This is a genomic window from Spongiibacter nanhainus (assembly GCF_016132545.1).
In the GTDB taxonomy this organism is placed as follows: Bacteria; Pseudomonadota; Gammaproteobacteria; order Pseudomonadales; family Spongiibacteraceae; genus Spongiibacter; species Spongiibacter nanhainus.
The window spans coordinates 2446785-2473348 of sequence record NZ_CP066167.1; the positions used below are offsets into that span (position 1 = coordinate 2446785).

26 protein-coding genes are annotated in these 26564 nt (G+C 57.4%); 18 read left to right on the forward strand and 8 right to left on the reverse strand.

The annotated features are described in order from the left end of the window. Nucleotides 1-3: 3 nt before the first annotated feature. Nucleotides 4-909, forward strand: coding sequence for a LysR substrate-binding domain-containing protein (locus I6N98_RS11260; RefSeq protein ID WP_198568460.1), 906 nt, complete (start codon nucleotides 4-6; stop codon nucleotides 907-909). Nucleotides 910-1028: 119 nt separating this feature from the next. On the opposite strand, the gene I6N98_RS11265 is transcribed toward I6N98_RS11260, so the two are convergent. Then, on the reverse strand, nucleotides 1029-1742 hold the full coding sequence (locus I6N98_RS11265) for a class I SAM-dependent methyltransferase (RefSeq protein ID WP_198568461.1): 714 nt from the start codon (nucleotides 1740-1742) through the stop codon (nucleotides 1029-1031). A gap of 65 nt (nucleotides 1743-1807) precedes the next feature. On the opposite strand from I6N98_RS11265, the gene I6N98_RS11270 reads away from it, so the two are divergent. The 3 genes from I6N98_RS11270 (at nucleotide 1808) to I6N98_RS11280 (ending at nucleotide 3543) form a co-directional block, all read left to right on the forward strand. Further along, nucleotides 1808-2203: a cereblon family protein gene (locus I6N98_RS11270; RefSeq protein ID WP_198568462.1), complete on the forward strand. Its 396-nt coding sequence runs from the start codon at nucleotides 1808-1810 to the stop codon at nucleotides 2201-2203. Nucleotides 2204-2271: 68 nt separating this feature from the next. Next, nucleotides 2272-2961 carry a pseudouridine synthase gene (locus tag I6N98_RS11275; RefSeq protein WP_198568463.1) on the forward strand — a complete coding sequence of 230 codons (690 nt, stop codon included), beginning with the start codon at nucleotides 2272-2274 and terminating at the stop codon, nucleotides 2959-2961. A gap of 75 nt (nucleotides 2962-3036) precedes the next feature. After that, a complete protein-coding gene (locus I6N98_RS11280; RefSeq protein ID WP_198568464.1) occupies nucleotides 3037-3543 on the forward strand; it encodes a DUF2244 domain-containing protein in 507 nt (168 codons plus the stop codon). 6 nt (nucleotides 3544-3549) lie between these two features. On the opposite strand, the gene I6N98_RS11285 is transcribed toward I6N98_RS11280, so the two are convergent. From I6N98_RS11285 to I6N98_RS11300, 4 genes are all read right to left on the reverse strand, one after another. Next, the gene (locus I6N98_RS11285; RefSeq protein ID WP_198568465.1) at nucleotides 3550-4266 is read right to left on the reverse strand and encodes an SIMPL domain-containing protein; all 717 of its coding nucleotides are present in this window, start codon (nucleotides 4264-4266) and stop codon (nucleotides 3550-3552) included. Nucleotides 4267-4321: 55 nt separating this feature from the next. Continuing rightward, nucleotides 4322-5113, reverse strand: a complete 792-nt coding sequence (locus tag I6N98_RS11290; protein ID WP_198568466.1) for a 2-keto-4-pentenoate hydratase — start codon at nucleotides 5111-5113, stop codon at nucleotides 4322-4324. A gap of 74 nt (nucleotides 5114-5187) precedes the next feature. Further along, nucleotides 5188-6414 (reverse strand): APC family permease, encoded by a 1227-nt coding sequence (locus tag I6N98_RS11295; protein WP_198568467.1) that lies wholly within the window; start codon nucleotides 6412-6414, stop codon nucleotides 5188-5190. A 17-nt stretch (nucleotides 6415-6431) separates the two neighbouring features. Then, the gene (locus tag I6N98_RS11300) at nucleotides 6432-7436 is read right to left on the reverse strand and encodes an AI-2E family transporter (protein ID WP_198568468.1); all 1005 of its coding nucleotides are present in this window, start codon (nucleotides 7434-7436) and stop codon (nucleotides 6432-6434) included. A 172-nt stretch (nucleotides 7437-7608) separates the two neighbouring features. On the opposite strand from I6N98_RS11300, the gene rimO reads away from it, so the two are divergent. The 5 genes from rimO (at nucleotide 7609) to I6N98_RS11325 (ending at nucleotide 14451) form a co-directional block, all read left to right on the forward strand. Continuing rightward, complete coding sequence (gene rimO / locus I6N98_RS11305) at nucleotides 7609-8937, forward strand: 30S ribosomal protein S12 methylthiotransferase RimO (RefSeq protein WP_198568469.1); 1329 nt, start codon at nucleotides 7609-7611, stop codon at nucleotides 8935-8937. Continuing rightward, on the forward strand, nucleotides 8934-9638 hold the full coding sequence (locus I6N98_RS11310; protein WP_198568470.1) for a 16S rRNA (uracil(1498)-N(3))-methyltransferase: 705 nt from the start codon (nucleotides 8934-8936) through the stop codon (nucleotides 9636-9638). Before rimO ends, I6N98_RS11310 begins: the two co-directional genes overlap by 4 nt. Before the next feature lie 171 nt (nucleotides 9639-9809). Then, nucleotides 9810-12467 (forward strand): aconitate hydratase AcnA, encoded by a 2658-nt coding sequence (gene acnA, locus I6N98_RS11315; protein WP_273475424.1) that lies wholly within the window; start codon nucleotides 9810-9812, stop codon nucleotides 12465-12467. 44 nt (nucleotides 12468-12511) lie between these two features. After that, nucleotides 12512-12847, forward strand: a complete 336-nt coding sequence (locus tag I6N98_RS11320; RefSeq protein ID WP_198568471.1) for a DUF6489 family protein — start codon at nucleotides 12512-12514, stop codon at nucleotides 12845-12847. 5 nt (nucleotides 12848-12852) lie between these two features. Continuing rightward, nucleotides 12853-14451, forward strand: coding sequence for a carbon-nitrogen hydrolase family protein (locus I6N98_RS11325; protein WP_198568472.1), 1599 nt, complete (start codon nucleotides 12853-12855; stop codon nucleotides 14449-14451). 12 nt (nucleotides 14452-14463) lie between these two features. Here the strand turns inward: I6N98_RS11325 and msrA are convergent, their stop codons facing one another. Further along, nucleotides 14464-15108, reverse strand: coding sequence for a peptide-methionine (S)-S-oxide reductase MsrA (gene msrA / locus I6N98_RS11330; RefSeq protein ID WP_198568473.1), 645 nt, complete (start codon nucleotides 15106-15108; stop codon nucleotides 14464-14466). A 234-nt stretch (nucleotides 15109-15342) separates the two neighbouring features. On the opposite strand from msrA, the gene speD reads away from it, so the two are divergent. The 4 genes from speD (at nucleotide 15343) to I6N98_RS11350 (ending at nucleotide 21322) form a co-directional block, all read left to right on the forward strand. After that, nucleotides 15343-15807 carry an adenosylmethionine decarboxylase gene (gene speD / locus I6N98_RS11335; protein WP_198568474.1) on the forward strand — a complete coding sequence of 155 codons (465 nt, stop codon included), beginning with the start codon at nucleotides 15343-15345 and terminating at the stop codon, nucleotides 15805-15807. After that, nucleotides 15791-16639: a polyamine aminopropyltransferase gene (gene speE / locus I6N98_RS11340; RefSeq protein ID WP_198568475.1), complete on the forward strand. Its 849-nt coding sequence runs from the start codon at nucleotides 15791-15793 to the stop codon at nucleotides 16637-16639. Before speD ends, speE begins: the two co-directional genes overlap by 17 nt. A gap of 235 nt (nucleotides 16640-16874) precedes the next feature. Further along, nucleotides 16875-19538: an OmpA family protein gene (locus tag I6N98_RS11345; RefSeq protein ID WP_198568476.1), complete on the forward strand. Its 2664-nt coding sequence runs from the start codon at nucleotides 16875-16877 to the stop codon at nucleotides 19536-19538. A 62-nt stretch (nucleotides 19539-19600) separates the two neighbouring features. Beyond that, nucleotides 19601-21322, forward strand: coding sequence for a ShlB/FhaC/HecB family hemolysin secretion/activation protein (locus I6N98_RS11350; protein WP_198568477.1), 1722 nt, complete (start codon nucleotides 19601-19603; stop codon nucleotides 21320-21322). Between the two features lie 96 nt (nucleotides 21323-21418). Here the strand turns inward: I6N98_RS11350 and I6N98_RS11355 are convergent, their stop codons facing one another. Continuing rightward, nucleotides 21419-22591 carry a type III PLP-dependent enzyme gene (locus I6N98_RS11355; RefSeq protein ID WP_198568478.1) on the reverse strand — a complete coding sequence of 391 codons (1173 nt, stop codon included), beginning with the start codon at nucleotides 22589-22591 and terminating at the stop codon, nucleotides 21419-21421. Nucleotides 22592-22808: 217 nt separating this feature from the next. On the opposite strand from I6N98_RS11355, the gene I6N98_RS11360 reads away from it, so the two are divergent. Then, nucleotides 22809-22991 (forward strand): hypothetical protein, encoded by a 183-nt coding sequence (locus tag I6N98_RS11360; protein ID WP_198568479.1) that lies wholly within the window; start codon nucleotides 22809-22811, stop codon nucleotides 22989-22991. Here I6N98_RS11360 and I6N98_RS11365 read toward each other — a convergent pair. Further along, the gene (locus I6N98_RS11365) at nucleotides 22966-23910 is read right to left on the reverse strand and encodes a type II secretion system F family protein (protein ID WP_198568480.1); all 945 of its coding nucleotides are present in this window, start codon (nucleotides 23908-23910) and stop codon (nucleotides 22966-22968) included. The two genes, I6N98_RS11360 and I6N98_RS11365, sit on opposite strands and share 26 nt — an antisense overlap. 137 nt (nucleotides 23911-24047) lie before the next feature. Here I6N98_RS11365 and I6N98_RS11370 point away from each other — a divergent pair, with 137 nt between their 5' ends. The 4 genes from I6N98_RS11370 (at nucleotide 24048) to I6N98_RS11385 (ending at nucleotide 26534) form a co-directional block, all read left to right on the forward strand. Next, a complete protein-coding gene (locus I6N98_RS11370) occupies nucleotides 24048-24533 on the forward strand; it encodes a DnaJ domain-containing protein (protein ID WP_198568481.1) in 486 nt (161 codons plus the stop codon). A gap of 54 nt (nucleotides 24534-24587) precedes the next feature. Beyond that, complete coding sequence (locus tag I6N98_RS11375) at nucleotides 24588-24920, forward strand: hypothetical protein (RefSeq protein ID WP_198568482.1); 333 nt, start codon at nucleotides 24588-24590, stop codon at nucleotides 24918-24920. A 98-nt stretch (nucleotides 24921-25018) separates the two neighbouring features. Then, nucleotides 25019-25900 carry a protease HtpX gene (gene htpX / locus I6N98_RS11380; protein ID WP_232787619.1) on the forward strand — a complete coding sequence of 294 codons (882 nt, stop codon included), beginning with the start codon at nucleotides 25019-25021 and terminating at the stop codon, nucleotides 25898-25900. Next, nucleotides 25890-26534, forward strand: coding sequence for a class II aldolase/adducin family protein (locus tag I6N98_RS11385; protein ID WP_198568484.1), 645 nt, complete (start codon nucleotides 25890-25892; stop codon nucleotides 26532-26534). The genes htpX and I6N98_RS11385 overlap by 11 nt, the downstream gene beginning before the upstream one ends. Nucleotides 26535-26564: the final 30 nt, after the last annotated feature.

Here is a 26564-nt window from a genome sequence, read left to right on the forward strand (position 1 = left end):
GTTATGCAGACCAGTTTTCTTAGCCGCCTCACCCTGCGCCAAATCGATGTGTTTCTTGCTGTTTGCCAGCAGCGCAGCTATTCCAAAGCTGCACAGCAACTGGCGCTGACGCAGCCCGCGGTGAGCGCACAAATTCGCAGCCTGGAAAGTGTGGTCGGGCAGGCGCTGTTTGATTACCTGGGCAAACAGCTCTATCTCACCCCCGCTGGAGAGGTGCTACTCAGGGCCGGGCGGGAGTTTAAACAGCGCTTGGTTCACCTGGAAATCGAACTGACCGAGCTCCACGGCAGTTTGCATGGCACCCTTAACCTGGCGATAGAAACCAGCGCCGACACGGTACTACCCGACTTGGTGAATCAGTTTTTGGCCCAGCACAGCGGGGCCGATATCATCGTGCATGTCGCCAACCACCAGGGTTTACTGGCCCGACTTGAAGACAATCTCGACGACTTGGCCATCATGGCCAGAGTGCCCGGGGACCGGGACCTAAGCTTCACCCCATTTACAGAGCACCGACTGCTGGCCGTTGCCGCCAATGACCACGAACTGGCTAACCGCAACTCGTCAATTCCTCTGCTGGAGCTCTTGGACTATCCGATGCTACTGCGGGAACCCGGCTCAGGCACCCGCCGAGTGTTTGAAGATCACTGCCAGCAACGCAGTTGCGTGGTGCGTCACAGCCGCCAACTGGGCAGTAATCAGGCCATTGCCTCAGCACTGCCCCGCAGTGGCGCCGTCGCCATTTTGCCCGAGCCCCTGGTGTCCACCCTGGCACCAAGCCAGAAACTGGTCGCGCTACCGGTGGAGGACTTCCCGATTCGGCGCAGTTGGTGCACGGCTTATCCCAAGGGCAAGCACCTCAATCCACTGGCCGCGGCCTTTCTGAATTTTTTGCATAATCAGGCCTAGAGCTTTTTATATAAACAGGCTTAAATCCCTTTATCCAACCAAGCTCATGGCTGCCTAATACAACCAGGCTCAAGGCTGTCTCATACAACCAAGCTCAAGGCTATCTCATACAACCAGGCTCAAAGCTGCCTCGCTTCGGCAATACCGCGATAAAGATTCACTCGGGAAAACTCTTCTGATTCAGCCAGGTCGGGCACGGTATCGGCACGGTAGAGACCAAGATGACGATAACCGGGAAAGTTAAAGTCCTTCACCCGGGAGTCCGCCACCAACACTTCATCCGCCCGCTCCAAAAATTGCGCCAGCAATGGCAGGTTAGCCCGGTCATAAAGCACATCGGCAACTAAAATCACATCGTAGTGCTGTTGGTCGGCAAAAAAGTCCTCACTGTAGTCGAGCACCACACCGTTGCCCTGCGCGTTAATGCGACTGGCCAGCAGCGCATCGCGGTCGAGGTCACAGGCCACAACCTGCTTGGCGCCGGCCCGCGCCGCGGCGATCGCCGCTATTCCAGAGCCACAGCCAAAGTCCAACACTCGCCGCCCTGCCACCACATCGGGATTATCGAGAAGATAACGTGCCAACACCTGGCCGCTGGCCCAGCAAAAACACCAATAGGCAGGGTATTGCATAATGCGCAGGGATTGCTCCGGCGTTAGAGTGTGTTGGGGGTAGTCCTGGTTAAGTAACAGCAGACCAAGCTCGGGCACCTCCGGCAATGGCAGCCACTCCAGGCGGGCCTCCGGCAAAATAGCCCGCAGTGGCGCCAGCAGTTTGTCGGAATCTAGCCGGTTTTCGGGACCCAGGGCCGGCGACTGAAATCCAAGTTCCATCAACATCCTTAAAATAAGTTTTAGGTAAGGGCGAACAAACCGCCACAATCAACTGGGAGGCTGCAATGCCCGACTCTGCAATGGCGAACGAGCTGCATAAAGTGCTGGATAGCGTCAGCGCTGTGGAACCCAGCGAGCTGATCCGCTGCAGCCTCTGCCAACACCCAGTCAGCGCTGCGCAATTCCGTATCCGAATCAACGGCGACTATCAGCACCGTTTTAGTAACCCCAGCCAGCAAGTCTTTGATGTGGTTTGCCTGCAGATGGCTCCAGGTGTCGCCATTCGTGGCGAGGCTACCAGCGAGCACACGTGGTTTCAGGGTTTCACCTGGCAGTTTGGCCACTGTGAACAATGCGGTGAACATCTGGGCTGGTATTATCAGGGCAGTTCAACGGCGCCGTCGACCACAACACCGTCTTTTTTTGCGCTGATTAGCGCCAGACTCAAAGAGGCTCGATAGCGGCCAGCCGGGCGCCGATGCGCTATTATGCAGCCGTCAACCTGTGACCCAAGCACCCCGTATGTACCATGTCAGACGCCACAACCACGCCCTTTATTAATCCACCCTGCGAGGACGTGGTGCAAATCCACTTTGCCGACCCACACCTGTTACTGGTGGACAAGCCCGCCGGACTGCTGTCGGTGCCGGGCCGTCACCCCGACAACCAGGATTGTTTGATCAGCCGATTGCAGGAGGATTACCGTGACGCCCTTATCGTTCACCGCCTGGACATGGCCACCTCTGGCCTGATGGTCGTCGCTCGGGGCAAGGCAAGCCATCGCCATCTCAGCAAGCAATTTCAACAACGTCAGGTCGAGAAAGAGTATCGGGCCAGGCTGTTTGGCGAAGTCGCCGCGGAGCAAGGCTATATCGATCTGCCACTGGCCTGCGATTGGCCCCGTCGCCCCCGCCAGCACATTAACTTTAGCGATGGCAAGGCGGCGCAAACCCACTTTCGCCGCCTGGCCATACAGGATGGCTGCAGCGACGTGTTGTTAATGCCCCACACCGGCCGCTCACACCAGCTTCGGGTTCACGCCGCCGCCATCGGTCACCCTATTTTGGGCTGTGAATTCTACGCCCACCCCCAGGCTCGTCGACTCAGCGACCGCCTGCTGCTGCACAGCAGCCGCCTGTGCTTCATTCACCCCGACAGCGGCGAGATGCTGGACTTCCACTCGCCACCGCCTTTTAGCGCTGCCGGTTCGATTGGATGAGCAGCCGCGCTCCGGGGCAAGTCAACAGGATCGTGCTAGACTTTCACTGCATGCGTCGCGCAGAGGCATTAGCAAATGGTTGAAATCGGAACAGACGGGCAGCACGCCCAAATTATTATCCGCCCCAACTGCTCTTCCAGCTGGCAGAGCAACCGACGCATTATTGCCGCAATATTCTCCGTTAACGCGCTCTTCGCCAGCGGTTTTATCGCCTCTGGAGCTTGGCTGGTGCTGCCCTTTATGGGCTTTGAATTAACCGCCCTGTGGCTGGTGTTGCGCCGGGTTTTCCAGCGCTTACAGATTCAGCAAGTGGTGCGGCTCAATGGCCAGGAATTAAGGATTGAAAGCGGCTACTTTCGCGCCGAGCGCAGTTGGCGTTGGCCCCAGCAAGCCAGCAGTGTGCTGGTTACCCAATGCCCCCACCCCTGGGACCCCCTGCGCATCAGCCTCAGCCACAGCGGTGAGTACGTTGTCATCGGCCAGTTTCTCAATCGCGATGACAGCCGCCGACTACTGGACGCCCTGCGGGACTCCGGCCTGCCGATTCGCCAGTTTGGCAGTGACGGCACCCTGGCGGCCTAGCTCACTCTAATCGGACAGGTAATACTCCACGGTAGACACAACCCGTACTTTTTTGATGTGGGGGTTATTGCGGTCTCGGTCACCGATCGAAAACTGCCCCTGAGAGGCGCGGCGAATTTTGCCCAGCCGACTGTCCGAGTCCTCCGCAAACTTCTGTGCCACTTCCCGGGCCTTGCGGGTGGCCTCCTCTATCATCGCCGGCTTGACGTCGTTGAGACGGGTAAACAGGTACTCCGCCTGGGACTGGTAACCGCCGGTAAAAACGATGCCCTGCTTGCCCAACTCGGACAGCATCTCCATCACCTTGCGCACCAGCTCCACATCGGAGGAGTACACCGTGACTATCTGTGAGGCGGTATAGCGAAATTCCGCGCGGCCATTATTGCCATATTGCTGGGCGGACTTGTCGGTGATGGAGGGCGATGTAATACTGACCTCGTCGGCCTTCACCCCCTTGGCTATCAGAAACTGGCGAATTTTATCGGTACTGGTCTCGATATCACTGTAGAGCTTGCCCAGGTCGTTGCCAGCCTCGGTAAACTGGATCGGCCAGATTACGATATCGGCGGGATACTCCCGCTCCGACAAGCCTTTCACTGTGACGCTGCGCTCGTACTCTTTAAAGGTGATTGCCGAGTTGCCCAGTAGATAGCCCAGCACCGCCGCACTGAGCACCAGAAACACCCCGAATATCGCCGCATTGGTTTTATCCGACCCTGACATAGGCCTCTCTCCAGGCGTGTTAGAACGATGGGGTTAAGATTCGCAGTGGGCGCCGTTAGTTCCGCGAGTCTGCCGTCGCCGCCGCAGCTACGTCTACCTCAAGCTCGTCCAGCCCGTCGACCACCAGGCGATAGCGCCCCGCTTGTAAGGGATGCATGCCATCCAAAGCGCCAGTCAACAACCATTGATCGGGATAAAGGGTCCACCCAGCTGCCACCAGGGTGTTGATAAGGCTCAACAGTGCCTGCCACTGGCCACCTATCACCGCACTGGCGCGGCTTGTGGATACCCGCTGTTCATCTCGAAAAAGGCGAGCAGTCAACTCATTGGGCTCAAGCTCAACCAGCTCGGTCGCAGCCCCCACCACGGCCCTGTGGGCCGCCACATTGCCCCGCACAATGGCCAATACCGATTCGGGCTTAGCTCCCAACAAAGCCAAATCGGGAAACTCCAGCGCAGGCGCCACCCTGGCCACTTTGGCGCGCAGCGCCGCCTCACTGGCCACCGGCTCACTAACCGGCTCGGCGAGCTGATAGGCCAGCTCCATTTCTACCCTGCCCTTGCCGAAATTACCCAGGCTAAGCGCGCTCCCGCTTCGACTGCCCTGCCGCAATACCCCAGCTACCGAGCGGTCGCTGCCAAAGGCCTCCCGGCTGGCCAGAGAGGTCAAACCCGCTTTGAAACCAAAGGGCGGCTCCCCGGCCAGCAACTGCAATTGCTTTGCCCGTTGATCGCGATACGCCTGGTCGAAATTGTCCGGCTCCGCCGCCGACGCAAGTCCCGCCAGACAGAGAAAAATGCTCACTGCCAAGCATCGACTCGCTATCTGCCAACTCGACTTTGACATCAACGCCGCCCCTCCCCCGGCTTGTCCATCGTTTCTAGCACTCCCTATCATCCCAACCGTTTTTACATCAACGCCTATACCAACAACCAACGGGCGGCGATAAACCCTACACTGATCGCCAGCCCCACCGCCGGCACCCACAGCGGGTAACAGCGCACCCCCTCCACCAGGGGCTGTCGGCGTTTGATGCGCAGCAGCGCCCCATTGACCATGACAAAAATCAGCAACACCAGCAGGCTGGTTAATTCCGCCAATCGCTCGAGGGGCATGGCAAGGGCAAACACCAGGGTTAATACCACCACCAAGACAGTAGCGATAACCGGTGTCGCCGTGGGTTGCCAGACCTGGCCAAGCACACTGGGCAACCAGCCCTGGCGGGCCATGCCATACAACATTCTCGCCCCCATAATAATTTGTATCAGCGCGCCGTTAACCACCGCAAAAAGGCTGATTGCCACAATCGGCAAGGGTGATGCGCCAGTGCTGCGCTCGTAAATTAAAGCCAGCGGTGCATCGCTGGCAGCCAGTTCCGCCGGGCTAATTACCGACGTGGCAACCACACTGACCAAGGCGTATAAAACGGTCGCAATTAACAGGGCCAATAGCGCGGCCAGGGGCAAGTTCCGTTCGGGACGCTTGACCTCCTCGGCGATATTGACCATGTCTTCAAACCCGATAAAGGCATAAAAGGCCAGAAATGCGCCGACCACTACCCCACTTAAGCCCGGTGAAGTTGGCAGTGCCTGGATCAGTGGTTCGACAGTGATCGCGTAGTGTCCTCCGAACATGACAATCAGCACCAGCCCCCCCGCCTCCGCCACAGTGAGCAGGGCCACGACCTTCACCGACTCGCTGATCCCCCAAATCGCGATACCGCCCAGAACAACGATCAACCCGCATATCAGCGGCACCGTTGGCAGGTCCCAGAACACTTGAACGTAGCCCACAAAGCCGTGACTGATGGTCGCTGCAGAGGTAATGCCAGATACCATTACCAGCAAACCAACAAACAAGGACAACCAAGGGCGGTTAAAGGCCTGATACAAATAGACCGCCACACCGGCGCTAACGGGATAACGGGCCGCCAACTCAGCATAACTGAATACCGTGAAAGCCACGCCGGCGGAGGCCAGTACGAACGCCCAGGCGGTGGCACCACCTGCCACTCCTGCGACCTTGCCCACCAGCACATAGATGCCCGCACCCAGAATATTTCCCAGGCCGTACAGCAACAACAGCCACAGCCCAACCCGCCGCTTGAGGGGCGCCGAGGGAGTGGTGGTTTCCGGGAAGTTACTCAAGTTCGTGCTGCAGCCCTTTATTTACCTAACAACTGCGCAATGCGGCGGGTGTCGTGGTGAGACTGAAGAGCGATATGCAGCACCATGGTGAGGGGCACCGCCAAAAAGATACCCACGGGCCCCAACACCCATCCCCACACGATCAAGGACGAGAACACCACCAGCGGTGACAAACCCATATTGTGGCCCATCACCCTGGGCTCAATCACATTGCCCACCAGTGTATTGGCAAAGATGAAGATAACGGCGGTTTGTAAGGTCAACCACCAGCCCCCGGTTGCCAGCGCGACGGCGACCGCCGGCAAGGCGGCCAAAAATGAACCAATGCTGGGAACGAAATTGAGGAAAAACGCCAACAGTCCCCACAGCAGCGGGTAATCCAAACCGATGCCCCACACCATCAGACCAATCATGATCCCGGTAGCCAGGGAGATCCAGGCCTTGATCACCAGATAGCGCTTTACGTTGGTGGCAAAACGGGCCAGGTAACCCGGAGCATCGGGGCTGCCAAAGGCCCGCTCAAACTTGGCCGGCATGGTATGGGCTTCCAGCAGTGCAAATGCCACCACAAAAATGATGAGAATAAAGTTGACCAGGATTTTGCGCAGCCCGGTGAAGAGGTCTCCCAGCCACGCCAGCGCCGAGCTGGGCTCAAGATACATCATCAGGTTCTGATCGACGGCCAGACCAGCGCTATTCAGGTACTGCACCAGCTGATTGAGAATCGCCTTAAATTTGTCCCGGTAGGCGGGAATGTTATCCGCCAGTTCGGCAGTGGAGGCCCCCAGCAGCGATAGCGACACCATAAACAGGCCCAACAACAGCAGCACAATAATCAGCACCGCCAGCCAAGCCGGTACCCGGTGGCGGGTCATGGCGCCCATTAGCGGTGCGCAGGCAATGGTGATAAAGCCCGCCAGCAGAAAGGGCACCAACAGCGTGGAGGCGGCCTTCATGCCAGCGATAATGATCACCAGACAGGTGAGGGCCAACATCACCCGCAAAATCTGATAGTTTTGCATTGCTCCGACCAATCACAAAGACGCCGTTCACACTACTATGTGACGACTCGCGTCGCCAACAGAATAAATTGGCAAACTTTAGCGGCCCGCAGTGACAGCGCCGTGACGGCTTATCGTCGCCCCTTCTGGCAGGGTATAATGCGCTGTTAGCTTACCCACAGAGATTTCAGTTATGACGGATACCCCTCCGACAAGAAAGGTCGGCATGGTCAGCTTGGGCTGCCCCAAGGCCCTGGTGGACTCGGAGCGCATCCTCACCCAGTTGCGTTTGGACGGTTACGAGATTGTGCCCAGTTACGATGACGCCGACGTAGTTGTGGTTAATACCTGCGGCTTTATCGATAGTGCCAAGCAGGAGTCTCTGGACGCCATTGGCGAAGCACTTAAGGAGAACGGCAAAGTGATCGTCACCGGCTGCCTGGGAGACGATGCCAAGATCCGCGCCACCCATCCCGATGTACTGGCAGTCAGCGGCCCGGCGGCCTATGAGCAAGTGGTGGGTTCAGTCCACGAGTGGGCGCCGGTAGAGAAGGCCCACGACCCCTTTGTGGATTTGCTTCCGCCCCAGGGCGTCAAACTCACCCCGCGCCACTACGCCTACTTGAAAATCTCCGAGGGCTGCAACCACCGCTGCAGTTTCTGCATCATTCCCAGTATGCGGGGCGACCTGGTCAGCCGGCCCATCGGCGATGTCATGGAAGAGGCACAGCGCCTAGTCAACGCCGGGGTCCGTGAGTTGTTGGTCATCTCCCAGGACACCAGCGCCTATGGCGTCGACATCAAGTACCGCACCGGTTTCTGGAACGGACAGCCCATTAAATCGCGGATGCTGGAATTGTGTGAAGCACTGGGCGAGCTGGGAGTGTGGGTAAGGCTGCACTACGTCTACCCCTACCCACACGTCGACAATGTGATTCCGCTGATGGCGGAGGGCAAAATCCTGCCCTATTTGGATATTCCCTTTCAGCACGCCAGCCCCCGGGTGCTCAAACTGATGAAGCGCCCCGCCCACCAGGAAAAAACCCTGGAACGCATCAAGGCTTGGCGAGAGCAATGCCCCGATCTGGTAATTCGCTCCACCTTTATCGTCGGCTTCCCCGGTGAGACCGAGGAAGACTTCCAGATGCTGCTGGACTGGCTGCGAGAGGCGCAACTGGACCGGGTGGGCTGCTTTGAGTACTCCCCGGTAGAGGGTGCTACCGCCAACGATCTCCCCGACCCAGTGCCGGACGACATTAAAAAAGACCGCTGGGAACGCTTTATGGCAGTCGCCCAGGAAATCTCCGCCGATCGTCTACAACAGCGCATAGGCGGCCAAGAGGAAATTCTGATTGACCACGTCGACGAAGAGGGTGCCATCGGACGCAGTATCGCCGATGCCCCGGAGATCGACGGCAAGGTCTATCTCGATGGCGTCACCGGCGTACAGCCTGGGGATGCGCTGCTGGTCAATATTATCGGCGCAGACGACTACGACCTCTGGGCCGAGCCGGCGGGATGAATCGCGTACTTTTTAACGCGCAAGACTTTGTCACTTCTGACCGAGTCAGGCTCTGCGATTACCGAGCAGATCACATACGTAGGATCTTGAGGGCAGCGCCAGGCGATTGTCTGAAGGTCGGGCTAATCAACGACCGCTGTGGCAGTGGCGAAGTCCTGGAGATCAACCAAAGCAGCGTCACGCTGAGAGTGACACTGGACCAAGCACCGCCCCCAAAGCGTCCTGTCACTCTTCTTCTGGCCTTGCCCCGCCCCAAAATGGCTCGCCGTATTGTCCACGCCGCTACCGAGCTGGGGGTTAAGAAAATCATCTTACTTAACAGTTACCGGGTAGAGAAAAGCTTCTGGCAAAGCCCGCTGGTGGACGACACTCACTTATTCTCGGCAATGGTAGAGGGCCTAGCCCAATGCGGTGACACCATCCTGCCAACCCTACAACGAGCCAGGCTATTTAAACCTTTCGTAGAAGATGAGCTACCGACACTACTGAGCCAACGCACAGGATTGGTGGCACACCCCTATGCCTCGTCGGCTTTTACAAAGCCCTCAGGTGAGACAGTGCTCGCCATCGGGCCGGAGGGCGGTTTTATCCCCTATGAAGTGGAAAAACTACTGGAGGCTGGGATGCAAGGATTTACCCTGGGCCCCCGCATTTTGAAAGTAGAAACCGCCGTTCCCGCGATTCTTGGGCAGTTTTGCTAATCGATTACGCACTCTTATTCTGCTCTGCGTCCTCGTCGCCAAAATCTGTGTTGTTCTCCCCCTCTCCCAATTCGTACACGCTGTGCTAGGGTAAAGTAATATCTGCTGGGGCGCCTCCTGCATTAACAGGGGCAACAGCGGCTGACAGAATCGAGGAGAAACTGAGGAATCATGATGAAATCCACAGAGCACCTGATCTCGGAACTGAGTTGCGGCGATCGCCGTTACCGTTATTACGATCTCTCAAAGCTAGACGCCACCAACATTGATCGCCTGCCCAAGTCCCTCAAGATTCTGCTGGAAAACCAACTGCGCCATTTTGACGGTGAAAATGTTGGCGAGGGCATTGTTGACGCCATCAGTAACTGGGCTGACTCTCCCCAGGGCGGCGGCGACATGAACTTCTCCCCAGCTCGGGTATTAATGCAGGACTTTACCGGGGTACCGGCAATCGTCGATCTTGCCGCCATGCGCGATGCGGTGGCCAAAAATGGCGGCGACGTGTCGGTTATTAACCCTCAAATCCCCGTCGACCTGGTTATCGACCACTCGGTCACTGTTGACCAGTTTGGTTCTGAGCAGGCCTTCAAAGAAAACGTTGCCCTGGAGATGGAGCGCAATTACGAGCGTTATCGCTTTCTGAAGTGGGGGCAGTCCGCCTTCCAGAATTTTAACGTAGTCCCCCCCGGCACCGGCATCTGCCACCAAGTCAATCTGGAATACCTGGCGCAAGTGGTCTGGCAAAAAGACACCGACGACGGCACCCTGGTCTATCCCGACACGGTACTGGGCACCGACAGTCACACCCCCATGGTCAACGGCCTGGGCGTGCTGGGCTGGGGCGTGGGCGGCATCGAAGCGGAAGCCGCACTACTGGGGCAACCCTACTCGATGATTCTGCCCGAGGTGGTGGGCTTCAAGCTTAACGGCCGCCTCAATGAGGGGGTCACCGCCACCGACCTTGTGCTCACGGTGGTTGAGATTCTCCGCCGCCAGGGTGTGGTGGGCAAGTTTGTGGAATTTTATGGCGACGGTCTTGCCGACCTCACGGTGGCCGACCGCGCCACCATCGCCAATATGGCACCCGAGTACGGCGCCACCTGCGGCTATTTCCCGGTGGACGAGGCGACCCTGGCCTACCTCAAGCTCACTGGACGCAGCGGAGAAACCGTGGCCCTGACCGAGGCCTACTGCAAAGCCCAGGGCTTGTGGCGCCACCCCGGTGACCAGCCGGTATTCAGCGATGTGGTGGAACTGGACCTTGCCAGCGTGGAGCCCAGCCTAGCAGGCCCATCGCGCCCCCAAGACCGAGTTGGTTTATCCCGGCTGGGACAGGCCATCGATGAGTTTATCGAGCTCAAGGGCAAGGATGTTGATGAAAGTGCCACCATTCCCGACATGGGGGAAAAGCTCCATCACGGTGACGTGGTGATTGCCGCCATTACCAGCTGTACCAACACCTCCAACCCCGATGTGATGATCGCGGCCGGCATTGTGGCCCGCAAGGCCCGGGAGCGCGGTCTGCGGGTGAAACCCTGGGTTAAAACCTCCCTGGCACCGGGCTCTAAAGTGGTCAGTCAGTATCTGGCCGACAGCGGTCTACAAGACGACCTCGACTCACTGGGCTTCGACTTAGTAGGCTACGGATGTACCACCTGTATCGGCAACTCGGGGCCACTGCCGCCACCTGTTGCCGACGCCATCGACAGCAAAGACCTGGTGGTCTCTGCATTGCTTTCCGGCAACCGCAACTTTGAGGGGCGCATTCACCCCCAAGTCAAAGCCAGCTGGCTGGCTTCGCCGCCGCTAGTAGTCGCCTTCGCCCTGGCCGGCACCACTCGCATCAACCTGCAGGAAGAGGCACTGGCCACGGATAAAAATGGCAAGCCCGTGTATCTCAAGGACCTGTGGCCCAGCACAGAAGATATCCAGGACATTCGCAAAACCGTCAGCGGATCGATGTACCGCAATGCCTATGCGGATGTGTTTCACGGTACCGAGGAATGGCGGGCGCTGGAGGTGGAAAGCAGCGATACCTACCAGTGGCAGGACGAGTCCACCTATATTCGTTTGCCCAGCTTCTTTGACGACCTCAAATCTCCCAGTGACACCTGCCCCCCGATAAAAAGCGCCCGTTTGCTGGGAGTGTTCGGCGACTCGATTACCACCGACCATATTTCTCCCGCCGGCAAAATCGCCGAGGACAGCCCCGCCGGGCACTATCTGCAAAGCCTGGATATCAAGCCAGCAGACTTTAATTCCTACGGCTCACGCCGCGGCAACCACGAGGTTATGCTGCGGGGTACCTTTGCCAATGTGCGCCTCAACAACAACATGGTGGACCGGGAAGGTGGTTTTACCCTGGGACCCGACGGCAAACAGGTAATGAGCGTGTTTGACGCGGCAATGAAATACCAGCAAAAAGATACGCCGCTGGTGGTGATTGCCGGTAAGCAATACGGCACCGGCTCCAGCCGGGACTGGGCCGCCAAAGGCACATTGCTGTTGGGAATTCGCGCTGTTATTGCCGAGAGTTTCGAGCGCATTCACCGCTCCAACCTGATCGGCATGGGGGTGATGCCCATTGAGCTCGACGAAGAAGTGACGATGGATATGCTGGACCTGCAGGGTAACGAGCAAGTCGACGTGATGCCCTGCGACGAAACCCTGGCTCCCAAGCAGACTCTGCGCATTGTTATTTCCCGGGACGACGGCAGTCGCCATGAAGTGCTGGGCCGCTCGCGAATCGACACTGCCCAAGAAGCCACGTACTTCAAGTATGGCGGCATCCTTCAGTACGTCCTCAGCAAGCTGCAGCGCACGGAGTAATTGACCGCCCCCGCTCTCCCCCAACACAACGAGAGGTAGCAAGAGTGAAAATCAACCTGGAAGTCGAACTAAGCCCGGAAGAGCTGCGCCGTCTGGTGGGACTCCCCGATATGCAGCCCTTTTGGGACGGCGTTCAGGATCGCATCATGGAAGGCGATACCGAAATGGTGCAGCAACTGGCTAAAACGGCCCTGTCTGAGGGAATGAAAACGATCGACCTGTCGACCCGCATCCTTAAAAACTTAAGCGGCTTTGTCAGACGGGGCGACCAGGATCAGGACAGCGGCCAAGACGACACCGCAAATACCCGCAAAACCACTAGCACTCGGCGCCGAAGCAGCGCAAAATCCACCCGCAGCAAGTCCACAACTAAAAGTTAAACTTCATGGCTTCAGACAACTCGGGCGGCCAAGAGGGCGGTGGCAATATCACGTCGGCCAACAAAGTCTTACGGGTGCGCAATGCCCAGCGCAAAGATATCCCCGGTATCGCCCGGCTGTCCAAGCGGGTCTATGCCGATACCGGTATCGCCCCCTACACCAACGCCGAGCTTCGCGGCCATCTCAACCATTTCCCCGAAGGTAAATTTGTCGTCACCCTGGATGACGACGTGGTCGGCTACTGCGCCACCTTTCGAATCAGCGGCAAAATATGCCTTGCTAACCATAGCTGGGAGTCAATCACGGCCAATGGCTATGGCTCCCGCCACGACCCCGATGGCGAGTGGCTATACGGCATGGAGGTCTGTGTCGACAAGACCGTGCGCGGCTACCGCATTGGCCAACGTCTCTACAACGCCCGTAAAAAACTCTGCGAGTCGCTGGGGCTCAAAGGCATTGTTTTTGTCGGACGCTTCCCGTCGCTTTCCAAGCGCATCAAAAAATACGGTTCGGCCGAGGCCTACCTGGAAGCAGTCATCAATCAACAGGCCCGGGACCCGGTACTGTCTTTTCAGTTGCGCAACGGCTTTGAACCGCTGCGCCTGATGCCCGGCTACTTACGGGAAGACACGGCCTCCATGGGCTACGGCGTACTGCTGCAATGGCTGAACCCCAAAATCGACACCCAAGCCAGCGACGCCCATGAAAAACGCTACGGCAGTCATCCGCCGGATACAGTCAGGGTGGGCACGGTGCAATATATGCAGCGCCGGGTGCTATCGTTCCGGGAATTTATCTCGCTGGTGGAGTACTTCGTCGATGTGGTGGCGGATTACAAAGCCGACTTTGTGGTGTTCCCAGAGCTAATCACTCTGCAGCTGCTCTCCATTGAGGATCAGGAACTTAGCCCCATTGAAGCCATTGAGGCCCTCACCAAGTACACGCCTCGCTACTGTGAGGCCATGAGCGATCTGGCGGTGCGTTACAACATCAATATCATTGGCGGCTCTCATCCGACCCGGGTCGCCAATGGTCGGGTGGAAAATATTTCCTACGTTTTTCACCGCGACGGTCGCATCGACGAGCAAGCCAAAATCCACCCCACCCCCAATGAGGTGTACTGGTGGAACATTGAGGGCGGCGACAGCCTCAACGTAATCGACACCGACTGCGGTCCGATTGGAGTGCTGATTTGCTACGACTCTGAGTTCCCGGAACTGGCCCGTCACCTGGTCAACCAAGGCGCCGAAATTCTCTTTGTGCCCTTCTGCACCGACGAGCGCCAGGGATATCTCCGGGTTCGCTACTGCAGCCAAGCCAGGGCGGTGGAAAACCAGGTCTATGTGGTGATGTCAGGGAATGTCGGCAACCTGCCCAACGTGGCGAATATGGATATTCAGTACGCCCAGAGCTGTATTCTCACACCCTGTGATTTCAGCTTTGCCCGGGACGGCATCGCCGCCGATACCACCCCCAACGTCGAAACCGTTGCCATCGCCGACCTGCGTCCCGAGGCCCTACGCGTCGCCCGCAACAGTGGCACAGTGCAAAACCTCCGGGATCGTCGTCACGACCTGTATCAAGTGCGCTGGCGGGGTGGCTAAGCCTTGGGGGGTTTAACTGGGGCAGCTCACCCCAGTGCCACCCAGGCCACAGTAGCCACCGGGATTCTTGTCCAGGTATTGCTGGTGATACGCCTCGGCGTAGTAAAACGGCCCGGCCGGGCAAATCTCGGTGGTCAGCCCCCCCAATCCATTTTCAGCGAGCGCTTCTTGATAGCGGGCGGCAGAGCTTTCGGCAACCTCCCGCTGGGCATCACTGGTGTAGTAGATGCCCGACCGGTATTGGGTACCCACATCGTTGCCCTGGCGCATGCCCTGAGTGGGATCGTGACTCTCCCAGAAGCTTGTCAGTATCTGTGAAAGACTGATGACGGCGGGGTCATAGACCACCAAGACCACCTCATTGTGGCCAGTCATTCCCGAGCAGACTTCCTCGTAAATGGGGTTTGGTGTGTGTCCAGCGCTGTATCCGACGGCGGTGGTATAAACACCAGGCAGTTGCCAAAACTTCCGCTCTGCCCCCCAAAAACACCCCATCCCCAGAATGATCGTCTCGGTCCCCTCCGGAAACGGACCCACCAGTGGTGTGCCCAGCACAGTGTGTCGATCTGGCACCTGCATGGCCTGATCTCGCCCAGGCAGAGCCTGATCGGCAGATGGAATAACCAGTGGCTTGCGATAACGATCCAGGATATTCATATTGACTCCTCAAGGGCACACAGTCTCTTGCAACAGAGTATGCCTTTTTTACCACTTTAGTGGCCAGTTACCACAGGTCCAACGCCCCACCAAAGCAGCGCCGCACAAGCGTCATTAACACAATGAAAACTCTGTAAAATTCCCTACCTTAATAGACAAAAAAATAGGTTGCTATTTAGGATCAAAACCGTTTAAATCGCCGCTCCTTTCACCCTTGCGGAGGATTTATGCTAAATGAAAAGCTTGGATCTACTGCCCTCTTCGGAGGCTTGTGCAGCTAACGTCAATCCGATTAGCTCATCGGACGAAAATCACGATCACCTTATTGTCCGCGATGGCGTGGCCTACGCTGGCACACATCTGATTATCGACCTTTGGGGTGCATCCCACCTCGATGATATCCCCCGCATGGAAAAGGCCTTCCTCGACTGCGTTCGAGAGTGCGGCGCTACCCTGCTCCATATCCACATGCACCACTTCACCCCCAATGGCGGTGTCTCCGGTGTAGCCGTGCTGGCTGAGTCTCATATCAGCGTTCACACCTGGCCGGAGCGGGATTACGCCGCTTTCGACGTGTTTATGTGTGGCGACGCCAAGCCGGAACTGGCCGTGGGCATTCTGCAAAAAGCCTTCTCCCCATCTCGAATAGAAGTGGGCGAAAACCTGCGCGGAAGAATGGACGATGTCGATGTGGTTTGATGAAACCCTTCACGACGGGTATCACCAGGGCTTCCAGATCAAGGAAGTCCTGTTTGAGAACAAAACCGACCACCAGCACCTGGTGATTTTTGAATCCACCACCTTTGGCAGGGTTATGGCGCTCGACGGCATAATCCAGACCACCGAGCGGGATGAATTCATCTATCACGAGATGCTGGCGCACGTCCCACTGTTTAGTCACGGTGACCCCAAAGATGTATTGATCATCGGCGGCGGTGACGGCGGATTGCTGCGGGAGGTACTCAAGCACCCTCAGGTAAAAAAGGCCGTGCAGGTTGAAATCGACCAGGCCGTCATCGACATGTGCCGCCAGTACCTGCCCAATCACTCGGCAGGTGCCTTTGACGACAAACGTGCCGAAATCGTTATCGGCGATGGCATCGACTACGTCACCAACAGCGATCGTCAGTTCGACGTAATCCTCTCCGACAGCACCGACCCTATCGGCCCCGGTGAAGTCCTGTTCACCTCGCCTTTTTACCAAGGCGTTAAACGCTGCCTCAAACCCGGCGGTATTTTTGCCGCGCAAAATGGTGTGGCGTTTATGCAGCCCGACGAGGTCAGCACGACCTACCGGCGGCTAAGCCCTTTGTTCGAGGATTGTAGTTTTTTCACCGCAGCGGTCCCCACCTATGTCGGCGGTATTATGACCTTTGCTTGGGCCTGCAACGATAGCGGTCCGAGAGCAAGTTCCCTGGAAGTTTTGCAGCGTCGCTTTGGCCAAAGCGATATCGACACTCGATATTACACGCCGGAAGTACATGCCGGCGCCTTTGCCCTGCCTCGCTACATCCTGAATTCCATCAATTAAGCTCGCACACGGCGCCCCGTCCTGGGGGTGCCAAATCTGTGACCTCCATCACATTTCGCCCTAATCACTTTCAATCAGTGGCATTTGTCACATAAGCATTTCGAGAATTTTGATACAACTGCTTTACAATACGTATTTTCCCCTATCAGCTTGATCCTGCTTAGAAAGCACCAGGAACTCACAAAGATTAGGGAGTACGGATCTTCTCTATGTTAGTTAGACACGGATATGCCTTATGAAAATGCGACACCCCACGTTTGCCCGCACGCTAATGGCCACGGCAGTGGCTTCACAGCTGGCCCTGGCGCCGATTACCGCTAACGCTGCTTCATCGCTCAAACTCCTGGGTATCACGCTTTTCGTACTGCCCGAGTCGAACGCCAAAAACCCCTCCATACTCTCTCCCATCACCGACCCTCTCGGCCAATCTCTATCGCCTCTGGTAGATATGCTGGATGAGAACCTAAACGTAGTTACCGACGCCGTCGATGATCAACTCGGTGTCCCTTTGCTCGACGCGCTGTCCCCTATCACCGAGCCGCTGACAACCGCCATTGAACCCATCACTGACCCGGTTGATGGTATTGTTCATGAAGTCACCGGTGGCGAGGTCTCCGACGCACTGACCAACAGCGATGACAACACTAAAGACGGCGACGGCATTGTTAACGACATCCTCGGTGACACCGCGGCCGAATCTCGCGGCGGTGAAGACGGCATCGAAATCTCCCCGCTGGCTCCCATTACCGGTCCATTGGGCGAATCACTAAAACCCCTTGTAGACGCCATCGACTTGGGCCTCGACCCACTTACGGATGTAGTCGATGACCAGCTGGTTGAACCCATACTCGACGCAGTCGCTCCTCTCACTGACCCAGTGCTAGAAGCGATTGAACCCCTGACCAACCCTGTAGATGGCCTGGTTGCCGACCTGACCGGCGGCAGTCTGGAAGACTCACTGACCAACATCGATGACAACACCAAAGATGGTAACGGCCTCGTCAATGACCTGTTGGGCGGCGAGACCGCAAACAACGACAGTGGCCTGGAGTCCGGCGAAACCTCCGCACTTGAGCCCATCACCAAGCCCCTGGGCGAAGGCTTGGCACCGCTGGTGGACTGGCTCGACACCGAGCTCGACCCCATTACGGACGCCATCGACGATCAAGTGGGTGAAACCCTGCTCGGCGGCCTTGAGCCCGTACTCTTCCCTGTGCTTAATGAGCTGTCTCCGGTGACTGACCCCATCGACGGTATTGTTGAGGATGTCACCGGCGGCAGTCTGGAAGACGCTCTTACAAACGACGACGACAACACCAAAGATGGTGACGGCATCGTCAACGACTTGCTGGGTGGCGACCAGGTAGCCGATAGCGGCACTGAAGATGGCGAGATGTCACCCCTGCCCCTGATCACCGAGCCACTGGGTGAGGCCCTGGAAGAATTGGTTGACGCCGTCGATACCGGCCTCGACCCACTCACTGACGTGGTAGACGACGAACTGGTAGAGCCGATCCTGGACGGTGTTGAACCCGTTCTTGATCCAGCACTGGCTGCGCTCGAGGGTGTTACTGATCCAGTAGACGGTATCGTTGAAGACCTCACTGGCGGCAGCCTGGAAGACGCGCTGACCAACAACGACGACAACGTCGATGACGGCAACGGCCTGGTTAATGACCTGCTGGGTGGTGGTGACGAAGAAAACCTGGCCAGCGGTACCGAAGAAGGGGAAAGCTCAGCACTTGAGCCTATTACTGCGCAACTGGGCGACAGTATTGCCCCGCTCATTGATGCTGTAGACGAAACGCTTGACCCCGTCACCGACGCTATCGATGACGAAATTGGCGAAACCCTGATCAGTGGCCTGGATCCCGTACTGAACCCCGTATTAGAGGCCGCAGAACCAGTCACCGACCCGGTAGACGGCATCCTTGCCGACGTCACTGGTGGCAGCCTGGAAGATGCCCTTAGCAACGATGATGATAACACCGCCGATGGCGACGGCATCGTCAACGACCTGCTGGGCGCTGATCAGGTCGCCGGCAGTGGCACCGAAGCGGGCGAAACCTCGCCCCTGGGTGGCTTGACCGACCCGCTGGGTGAAGCGGTCGCCCCCCTTATCGACTCCGTAGATGACGGCGCTGCACCGCTCACTGACGCGGCAGATGCCGGTGTTGAGCAGGTCCTCGCCGCAGCAGAGCCCGTGGTAGGTCCCATCACCAATGCGGTGGAGCCTGTGACCGACCCCGTAGATGGGCTGATCAGTGATGTCACCGGCGGCAGCTTGGAAGATGCCCTGACCACTAACGACGACAATGCAGCCGATGGCAGCGGTCTGGTCAACGACGTACTGGGCGGAGGCAATGGCGGCCTGCAATTGGCCTTTAACAACGGCAGCGACAACCCGGCGCTGATCGCCCTCCTAGACCCCAACCTTGCCGCTGAAGGCCGCTGCGAAGACAGCGACGGTGATGGCGTCTGCAACAGCCAGGATAGCTGCGCCGATACCCCGGTTGGCAAAGCCGTGCTGCCCAATGGATGCCACCTGGGTACAATCCAGCCGCTGCGACTGGAAGGCGTGTTCTTTGAGTTCGATAGCGCGACACTAACCCCCAATGCCGAGCGTATACTGGACCAAGTGAGCTTGATGATTCAGCAATCGACGGTGGCTCGTTTTGAGATTGCCGGTCACACCGACGCGAAGGGCGAAGAGACTTACAATCAGTCCCTGTCTCAGCAACGCTCCGAATCCGTTAAACGTTACCTCAGCGAAAAAGGCATTGCTGCAGAGCGCTTGCAGGCAAAAGGCTACGGCGAATCAATGCCGTTGGCTGACAACGACACCGACGCTGGCCGGGCAGAAAACCGCCGCGTCGAGCTAAAAGTCATCGAACAATAAGGTTAAACTGGCGCCCGAAAAACCGGGCGCAGCACAATATTTATTAATGTAGGGAGAAAACAATGGCGATTGATTTGCCACCAGTACTACCCCCCGTACTGGCCGATCAAGCTCAAGTTGAGGCGCTGCAGAGCAATAGCGGGCAGCCCATTATCGAAAGTGTGGCCGACACGCCGCTGAAAATTTTTGGCAACCGCCACCTCAGTGAAGAGGACGTGCGCACTATTGTCTCCGGCGCCGCCACCCCCTCAGACGCGATTATCTCGCTGACCCGCCGTTACTATGAGAGCGGCAACCTGCTGATGAAGGTCCACTACATCCGCTCCATCGACGCTATTCTGGTGTTTGTCGACCAGCTCACCTTGACCGAAGTGAAGGGCGACCCCCAGGCAGCCGCTCACTTTCGCGACCTTGAAGGCGATAACGATCTGACCATCTCCGAGTTCGACCGCGAGCGGGTGCTGGCCGACCTCCAGGCCACCCGAGCCGGCTACGAATACAGCATCAGCTATGAAGAAGGCGCCAATAACAACGTGGCGATGGTGTTTAATCGCAGCGACAAAGCCGATGCCAAGCTGACCGAGTTTGTGGTGGAAGCCAACAACAAAGGCAGCCGCTTCCTGGGCCGCTACTTTGGCCTGGCTGGCGTCAACCACAGTTTTAAAGACGGCACCAAAGTGGCCGCCGCCTACCAGACCGCATTTACCGATCTGGGTGAATCACGGGATGGCGAGGAGCTGAACCAGTACAGCCTGTCAGTGGACAAGCCCTTTACCACGGGCCTCTATGGTGTAGACCTTGGCTATATCGAGTATGAGCGCAAACTGAAGGTTAACTCCCAAAACTCAACGAGTGGCGCCGGTCTCACCGATCTGCTGGGCGATTTGCCCTTATTGGGCGACGTATGTGGCCTGCTGGGTCTGTGCGGCGGCACCGGTAACCCTGAATCTCTCGGCCTGGATGCCGAAATCACCCAGTTCGCTCTCCGCGGGGAGCAGGTATTGTTCAGTACTCCTTGGCAACGCATCACCTTGAACCAACGCTTAGAGTTAGTCGATTCAACCATTGAGGTACAAGGTGCGTCGGACAAACTGCTCGAAGAGGAGTATCAGGTCGCGGAGCTTGGCGCCAAGTATTCTCGCACTAGCTATCAGGATCAGGACTCCGCACCGTCCCAGTTCTCGGCGAGCTTGAAACTCCGCGCCGGTTTTGGCGATGGCGGCACTCTCGATGATTACCCGGCCTTCCGCGCGGCCTACCAAGCGCAATTCCCGGGTGAACCGGTCCCAGAGGTGGTAGCTCAGGCCCGCACCGCGGAGTTTATTGCTCTGCGCCCAGAGGCAAACTATCAGCTGAAAGTCGCAGACAACCTCGCTTGGGTATCCACTGCCAAGGCGCAATTTGCCGACGAGCAGGTCCCCCAGCAGCAACAGTTTATTCTGGGCGGCATGGATACGCTGAGCGCCTACCTGCCAGGCATTTTGGTGGGGGATGAAGGTTACTTTGCCGACACCCGCTTGGAGTCTCGCTACACCTGGAACGACTTTATTGTGGTGCCTTCCGTGTTTGTCGAGTATGGCGGCGCCTGGTACAACAATGCGGGCTCCCCCCAAGGCGACGAGCAAACCATTGGTGACGCAGGGTTGCGCCTGAAAGTGAATTACAAGTCCTTCCTGTACACGGAAATCGTCGCAGCGCGCCCCGTCTACGACGATGTCGCCGACGATGACCGTCTCGATGATCTGGAAGCCGACTTCTACTGGCGTATTCGCGCCACGTTCTAGATCGCCCAAAGACAGGTGAGAAAACAAAAAGACCGGCTCAAAAGGCCGGTCTTTTTTTGTATGAACTTTGACAGTGAGAGCTGCGATTTCGCCGTTCTACAGATCGCCTTCCTCGCCAATCACATAAGACTGCAACGGCGGAAAGCCGTTAAACTCAATGGAACTGTAGCTGGTGGTATAGGCCCCGGTAGACAACCAGTAGAGTCTGTCGCCCTCTTGCAGCGTATCGGGCAGAGCATAACGATGGTCCTGGTACATAATGTCGAGGCTGTCGCAGGTCGGACCGGCGATGATCACGTCTTCCACGCCCTCGCCTTCCCGGTCCCAGGCCAAGGGGTACTTGATTGCCTCCCCAAGGGTCTCGATCATGCCGCCAAACAGGCCTACGTCCAGATAAACCCAACGATCCAGGGCATCCTGGGATTTCCGCGATACCTGCACCACCTCACTGACCAATACGCCGGCCTCGCCCACCAAGGAGCGCCCTGGCTCAATCAGCACCTGGGGCACCGCGTCGCCAAAGTCCTCGTCGAGAAAGCGCCGAATGGCCGTGCCATAGGCCGCCAGATCGTGCTGTCGCGGCGCGTAGTTGGCGGGCATACCGCCCCCCATATTGATCATCTCAAGGGAGATTCCAGATTCCGCCAACCGATCAAAAATAAACCGCACCTTGGCGATGGCCGCATCCCAAGTGGCAATATCCCGCTGCTGGGAGCCAACGTGAAAGGAAATACCGTGAGGCTCCAAGCCCAGCTCCTGAGCCAACAGGATCAGCTCTATCGCCATATCCGCCTGGCAACCAAACTTGCGGGATAAGGGCCAGTCGGCGGTTTCCGAGCCCTCGGTGAGCACCCGGATATAAACCTGACTCCCTGGCGCATATTTTGCTAGATTACGAATATCGGACTCGCAGTCACTGGCAAACAAGGTAATGCCCTGTTGATGCGCGAACTCGATATCGGCGGATTTTTTAATGGTGTTGCCGTAACTCATCCGCGCCGGACTGATGCCCAAAGACAATAACTTGCGCAACTCATAGACAGAAGCGATGTCAAAGCTTGCGCCCAGCTCGTCGAGGCAACGGATAATGGCCGCATCCGGGTTGGCCTTCACCGCGTAGTAAATTCCGGCATAGGGAAAGGCATCCGCCATATCGCGATAGCGCTGGCGGATGGTGTCCAGGTCAATCACCACAAAGGGTGTTGCCTTGTCTTTGGCGAATTCTCGAATCCGCTGCCAGCGGTCGGGACGAAGTACAGTCTGCTGCATAGTGGTCTTTGCCCCTGTAGAGCCAATTGACGAGACAGAGAATGTCGATGGGCGCAAAAGCCGCGCAGTCTACCTTGAGACGCGGGAAAAGAAAAATTCATATTTCCCATTGCTTGGTGTCACAAGGCTGAAACCTGGCCCACCAATAATCGATCGGGCCCAACAAAGAAAAGAACAGTTTACGGCACAGTGTTACGTGCCGAAGGAGTTAACAAGAATGGACAGTCAAAATCAGGAAATCAACGTAAAAAACCTCTGCAGCCGCAAGCTTTGGGAGCTGCTGAAAAATGCCGAGTGGCAAGACAACGCCGAGCGCTTCGCTATCGAACGCGAGCTATCGGGCCGTCGCCACTATTTGGAAGAGCTCAAACAGCTCAGCGCCAGAGAAACCATGCATTAATCAATACAAGATAAGCAACATAACCCAGTAGTAAGGCGCCCGGCACAGCCCGGGTCCAAAATCTCAGATTACTCTCACAATTGTCGTGCATGGCCAGCCCCAGTTGAGCGGGAACCTCACTGGCGCTGACCCCAGTTGGCATTGCCTCAAACCTGACGCCCTCCAGCACCCCCTCTGCCATCAGCGCCGCTGACAGTGGCTTACCACCCTCTACCGCTTTCGACACCTTGAAATAGCGCACCTTCACTGGACTATCCGGCATTCGCCGCGCCGCTTGGGTCAGCGCCTGTTTTAGCGAAAACCCCGCCGCGACGCAGTCCGCCAGATGGTTGATGTAATGGTAGTTTTGGTATTGACGCAGCGCTGCGCCCACGCCTGGCAAGCCAAACAACCCCGAGCTGAACCAGTGGCGAAGGCTGCGCCGCTGCCTGATTAAGGGTAACAGCACAGCAACGGCCAGCAGTGGCGCCAGTCCAAAGCCAATAGCCGCTACCCCGAGCTCGTCAGCAGACCCGGTGGCGCCCCGGGATAACACTGGCAGTAGTGCCGCCAGTACCAACCCGACAGTCGCTGACAGCCAAAGGCCCCGTCGCAATCGTCGACTGCATTCCACCTGCAAGCGGTAGTGCTCCGCCAAACGCAAATAGACACGCCCCAGGTTGCCCACAGCCAGTCCCAAGCGCATAAACTGCAACTCCCACTCCCTGAACAGCCCCCCTTCTCGCAGCTCATCCAGCACTACCTGCTGGCCATCGGCAAATTGCTGTGCCAGCGAGTCGAGCTTGGCACGCTGGGCGGTTTGCTCCCCACGGCTGAGTAGGGCCACCACCTGATCCCAATCGTGGTCTTTAGATTGGCTGACATCGTAGAGAGATTGAAAAAGTACGTAGCGCTGTGCAGCGCGGGCGGCGAAGGGCATGTAAAATCCGTTAGCAATTGAAAATGCACCAGCAAGGCGCCATTTACTGTAGCATAGTGCCGGCGTTGTGCCCGACGAGTCTCGCCAATTTGCGCTACTCGGCAAACGGCACCTGTCATCGAACTACGGACCGATAAATGATCTTCAGACTGATTATTGCCGCGGCGGTACTGTATTTACTGTACCGTTTCGTTAAATACGTGCAGAACAAACCGAGTAAAGATCGGCGCTCTTACTACATCACCCTGCTAGTTGGCTTGGCGGCTGCCGGGCTGGTGCTTATGTCGGTGACTGGGCGAGTACACTGGATTGCCGGTTTAGTCGGCGGCGCCCTGCCCTTTGTCCGGCAGTTTTTGCTTAACCATGTTTACAACAAGATCAGTCAGTCCTCTCAAAATAACACCGGCGAACAGCAATCCGGGGCCGAGCCGAGTCACCGGGGAAATATGACCGAAGCCGAAGCCCTGAAAGTTCTGGGCCTGGAACCCGGCGCCAGTGAGGACGACATCATTCGCGCCCACCGCCAGCTGATTCAGAAACTTCACCCCGACCGGGGTGGCAATGATTACCTGGCCAGCCAACTCAATGACGCCAAAGCCTGTTTGCTTAAGCGCTACAGTTAGGGCTCTCTCTCACATCGGACTCAAACCAAACGCAACACTAGATACAAGTATTCCATGGGTACAATTTTCGTTATTCAAAACCAGTACGGACACTATCTCAGCAAGCAATCAGAGTGGGTGGACGGCCGCGACAAGCGCATTCTCTACCGGACGGTTCACCGGGATGAAGCCGTCAACACGGTGTTCGAGCTGAGCAGCAAAGACGTGGCACTGCGTGCCGCGCCACTGGAGTGCGAGGTGGATGAGAACAACCACCCCAAAGTGGAACACGCTCCGGCCATGTTCACACCCAGTGAACGGGCTGGGGGAGAGGGCACGGTGGACAACAGCGCTGAAGAAGAAACGCAAGCGGCAAGCGCCGGTGGGAACAAATCTGAAAATTTGTAATCCATTTGTCATCCTGCAGAGCTTTAAAAACCCTCTGGGATACCCCATTTCCATATAGTATTTTACGGCTTCGTCACTAGAGGATTTGCGCCGCCATGATGCGTATTGTGTTGTTCCTTGCCACCAACCTGGCCATTATTGCCGTTGCCAGTGTCACACTCAGCCTGCTGGGTGTGGAAACCTATATGGCCAACAACGGCGTCGACCTTAACCTCGGCGCCTTGCTGATATTCTGCGGGGTATTTGGCATGAGCGGCGCCATAGTCTCGCTGCTTATCTCCAAATGGATGGCCAAGCGATCCACCCGTACTCAAGTCATCGAGCAACCCCGCAATAGCCAAGAACGCTGGCTGATGGAAACGGTGGCCGAGCTGTCGCAGCAAGCCGGTATCGGCATGCCCGAAGTCGGGATCTTTCCCTCCCCCCAACCCAACGCCTTTGCCACCGGCTGGAACAAAAATGCCGCGCTGGTCGCGGTCTCTGAGGGTTTGCTGCGGCAAATGAAACCCAATGAAGTGCGGGCGGTACTGGGCCACGAGATCGGTCACGTTGCCAACGGCGATATGATTACTCTGACCCTCATACAGGGCGTCGTGAATACCTTTGTCATGTTCTTTGCCCGCATTATTGGCCACACCGTTGACCGCGCCGTATTCAAAACCGAGCGAGGCCACGGCATCGGTTTCTATATCACGACCTTCATCGCAGAAATGGTGCTGGGCATCTTGGCCTCCATGATAGTCATGTGGTTCTCCCGCTGGCGGGAATTCCGCGCCGACGATGCCGGCGCACGTCTGGCGGGCCGACAAGACATGATTGCCGCGCTACAGCGTCTACAAGCGCAGCAGGAGCTGCCCAGCGACTTGCCAGGCGAAATGACGGCACTGGGCATCAGCAGCAGCAAGCGGGACTTCGCCGCCCTGTTCAGCTCCCACCCACCGTTAGAAAAACGCATCCAGGCGCTTCGGGATGGCGCCTGATTACAGCGCCGATAAAGCCTCATTGCTAGCCGCCCTGCACGGCATGGCGGCCGCTGGACTGAGTCCCGGCGCCAGCGGTAACGCCTCCCTGCGGGGCGATGGCGGTATGTGGATCAGTGCCAGCGGTCTGGTGGCTGCCGATGCCACCCCTGACGACCTAGTCTGGGTTGACGATCGTGGGCACTGGCAGGGAGGCATAAAGCCCTCCAGTGAATGGCAAATGCACCAGGCAATCTATCGCGACCGCTCTCAGGCCGCCGCCGTACTGCACTGTCACTCTCGCCACGCCACCGCCCTCTCCTGTCAGCGTCGCGGTATTCCCCCCTATCACTACATGGTCGCCGCCGCTGGCAGCGATCATATTCCCTGTGCCGACTACGCTCTGTTTGGAACAGAGGCACTGGCCGAAAACGTGGCCAAGGCAATGCACCAAAGTAAAGCATGCCTGATTGCAAACCACGGCCAAATCACCTTTGCCGACTCCCCCCGCCAAGCTTTGGAATTGGCAGAGGTAGTGGAAGAGCTGGCTGCCGGCTTTTTACTCAGCCATCTTAACGGCTCACCCACATTGTTAACAAACGATGATATGCAGCTGGTTTTAAAGCAGTTTAATCACTACGGCCAGTCACAATAGTTCCTCGCAAGTATCATTTTTTTTGCACGT

Excerpts from the sequence above, each read along its gene's own strand:
- I6N98_RS11375 (WP_198568482.1), top strand. The coding sequence starts at position 24,588 with ATGGGTACAATTTTCGTTATTCAAAACCAGTACGGACACTATCTCAGC.
- I6N98_RS11385 (WP_198568484.1), top strand. The coding sequence starts at position 25,890 with ATGGCGCCTGATTACAGCGCCGATAAAGCCTCATTGCTAGCCGCCCTG.
- I6N98_RS11260 (WP_198568460.1), top strand. The coding sequence starts at position 4 with ATGCAGACCAGTTTTCTTAGCCGCCTCACCCTGCGCCAAATCGATGTG.
- I6N98_RS11310 (WP_198568470.1), top strand. The coding sequence starts at position 8,934 with ATGAATCGCGTACTTTTTAACGCGCAAGACTTTGTCACTTCTGACCGA.
- I6N98_RS11345 (WP_198568476.1), top strand. The coding sequence starts at position 16,875 with ATGAAAATGCGACACCCCACGTTTGCCCGCACGCTAATGGCCACGGCA.
- htpX (WP_232787619.1), top strand. The coding sequence starts at position 25,019 with ATGCGTATTGTGTTGTTCCTTGCCACCAACCTGGCCATTATTGCCGTT.
- I6N98_RS11355 (WP_198568478.1), bottom strand. The coding sequence starts at position 22,591 with ATGCAGCAGACTGTACTTCGTCCCGACCGCTGGCAGCGGATTCGAGAA.
- I6N98_RS11280 (WP_198568464.1), top strand. The coding sequence starts at position 3,037 with ATGGTTGAAATCGGAACAGACGGGCAGCACGCCCAAATTATTATCCGC.
- rimO (WP_198568469.1), top strand. The coding sequence starts at position 7,609 with ATGACGGATACCCCTCCGACAAGAAAGGTCGGCATGGTCAGCTTGGGC.
- speD (WP_198568474.1), top strand. The coding sequence starts at position 15,343 with ATGAAAAGCTTGGATCTACTGCCCTCTTCGGAGGCTTGTGCAGCTAAC.
- I6N98_RS11350 (WP_198568477.1), top strand. The coding sequence starts at position 19,601 with ATGGCGATTGATTTGCCACCAGTACTACCCCCCGTACTGGCCGATCAA.
- I6N98_RS11275 (WP_198568463.1), top strand. The coding sequence starts at position 2,272 with ATGTCAGACGCCACAACCACGCCCTTTATTAATCCACCCTGCGAGGAC.
- I6N98_RS11270 (WP_198568462.1), top strand. The coding sequence starts at position 1,808 with ATGCCCGACTCTGCAATGGCGAACGAGCTGCATAAAGTGCTGGATAGC.
- I6N98_RS11370 (WP_198568481.1), top strand. The coding sequence starts at position 24,048 with ATGATCTTCAGACTGATTATTGCCGCGGCGGTACTGTATTTACTGTAC.
- I6N98_RS11365 (WP_198568480.1), bottom strand. The coding sequence starts at position 23,910 with ATGCCCTTCGCCGCCCGCGCTGCACAGCGCTACGTACTTTTTCAATCT.
- I6N98_RS11360 (WP_198568479.1), top strand. The coding sequence starts at position 22,809 with ATGGACAGTCAAAATCAGGAAATCAACGTAAAAAACCTCTGCAGCCGC.
- I6N98_RS11265 (WP_198568461.1), bottom strand. The coding sequence starts at position 1,742 with ATGGAACTTGGATTTCAGTCGCCGGCCCTGGGTCCCGAAAACCGGCTA.
- I6N98_RS11285 (WP_198568465.1), bottom strand. The coding sequence starts at position 4,266 with ATGTCAGGGTCGGATAAAACCAATGCGGCGATATTCGGGGTGTTTCTG.
- msrA (WP_198568473.1), bottom strand. The coding sequence starts at position 15,108 with ATGAATATCCTGGATCGTTATCGCAAGCCACTGGTTATTCCATCTGCC.
- I6N98_RS11300 (WP_198568468.1), bottom strand. The coding sequence starts at position 7,436 with ATGCAAAACTATCAGATTTTGCGGGTGATGTTGGCCCTCACCTGTCTG.
- I6N98_RS11290 (WP_198568466.1), bottom strand. The coding sequence starts at position 5,113 with ATGTCAAAGTCGAGTTGGCAGATAGCGAGTCGATGCTTGGCAGTGAGC.
- I6N98_RS11325 (WP_198568472.1), top strand. The coding sequence starts at position 12,853 with ATGGCTTCAGACAACTCGGGCGGCCAAGAGGGCGGTGGCAATATCACG.
- speE (WP_198568475.1), top strand. The coding sequence starts at position 15,791 with ATGTCGATGTGGTTTGATGAAACCCTTCACGACGGGTATCACCAGGGC.
- acnA (WP_273475424.1), top strand. The coding sequence starts at position 9,810 with ATGATGAAATCCACAGAGCACCTGATCTCGGAACTGAGTTGCGGCGAT.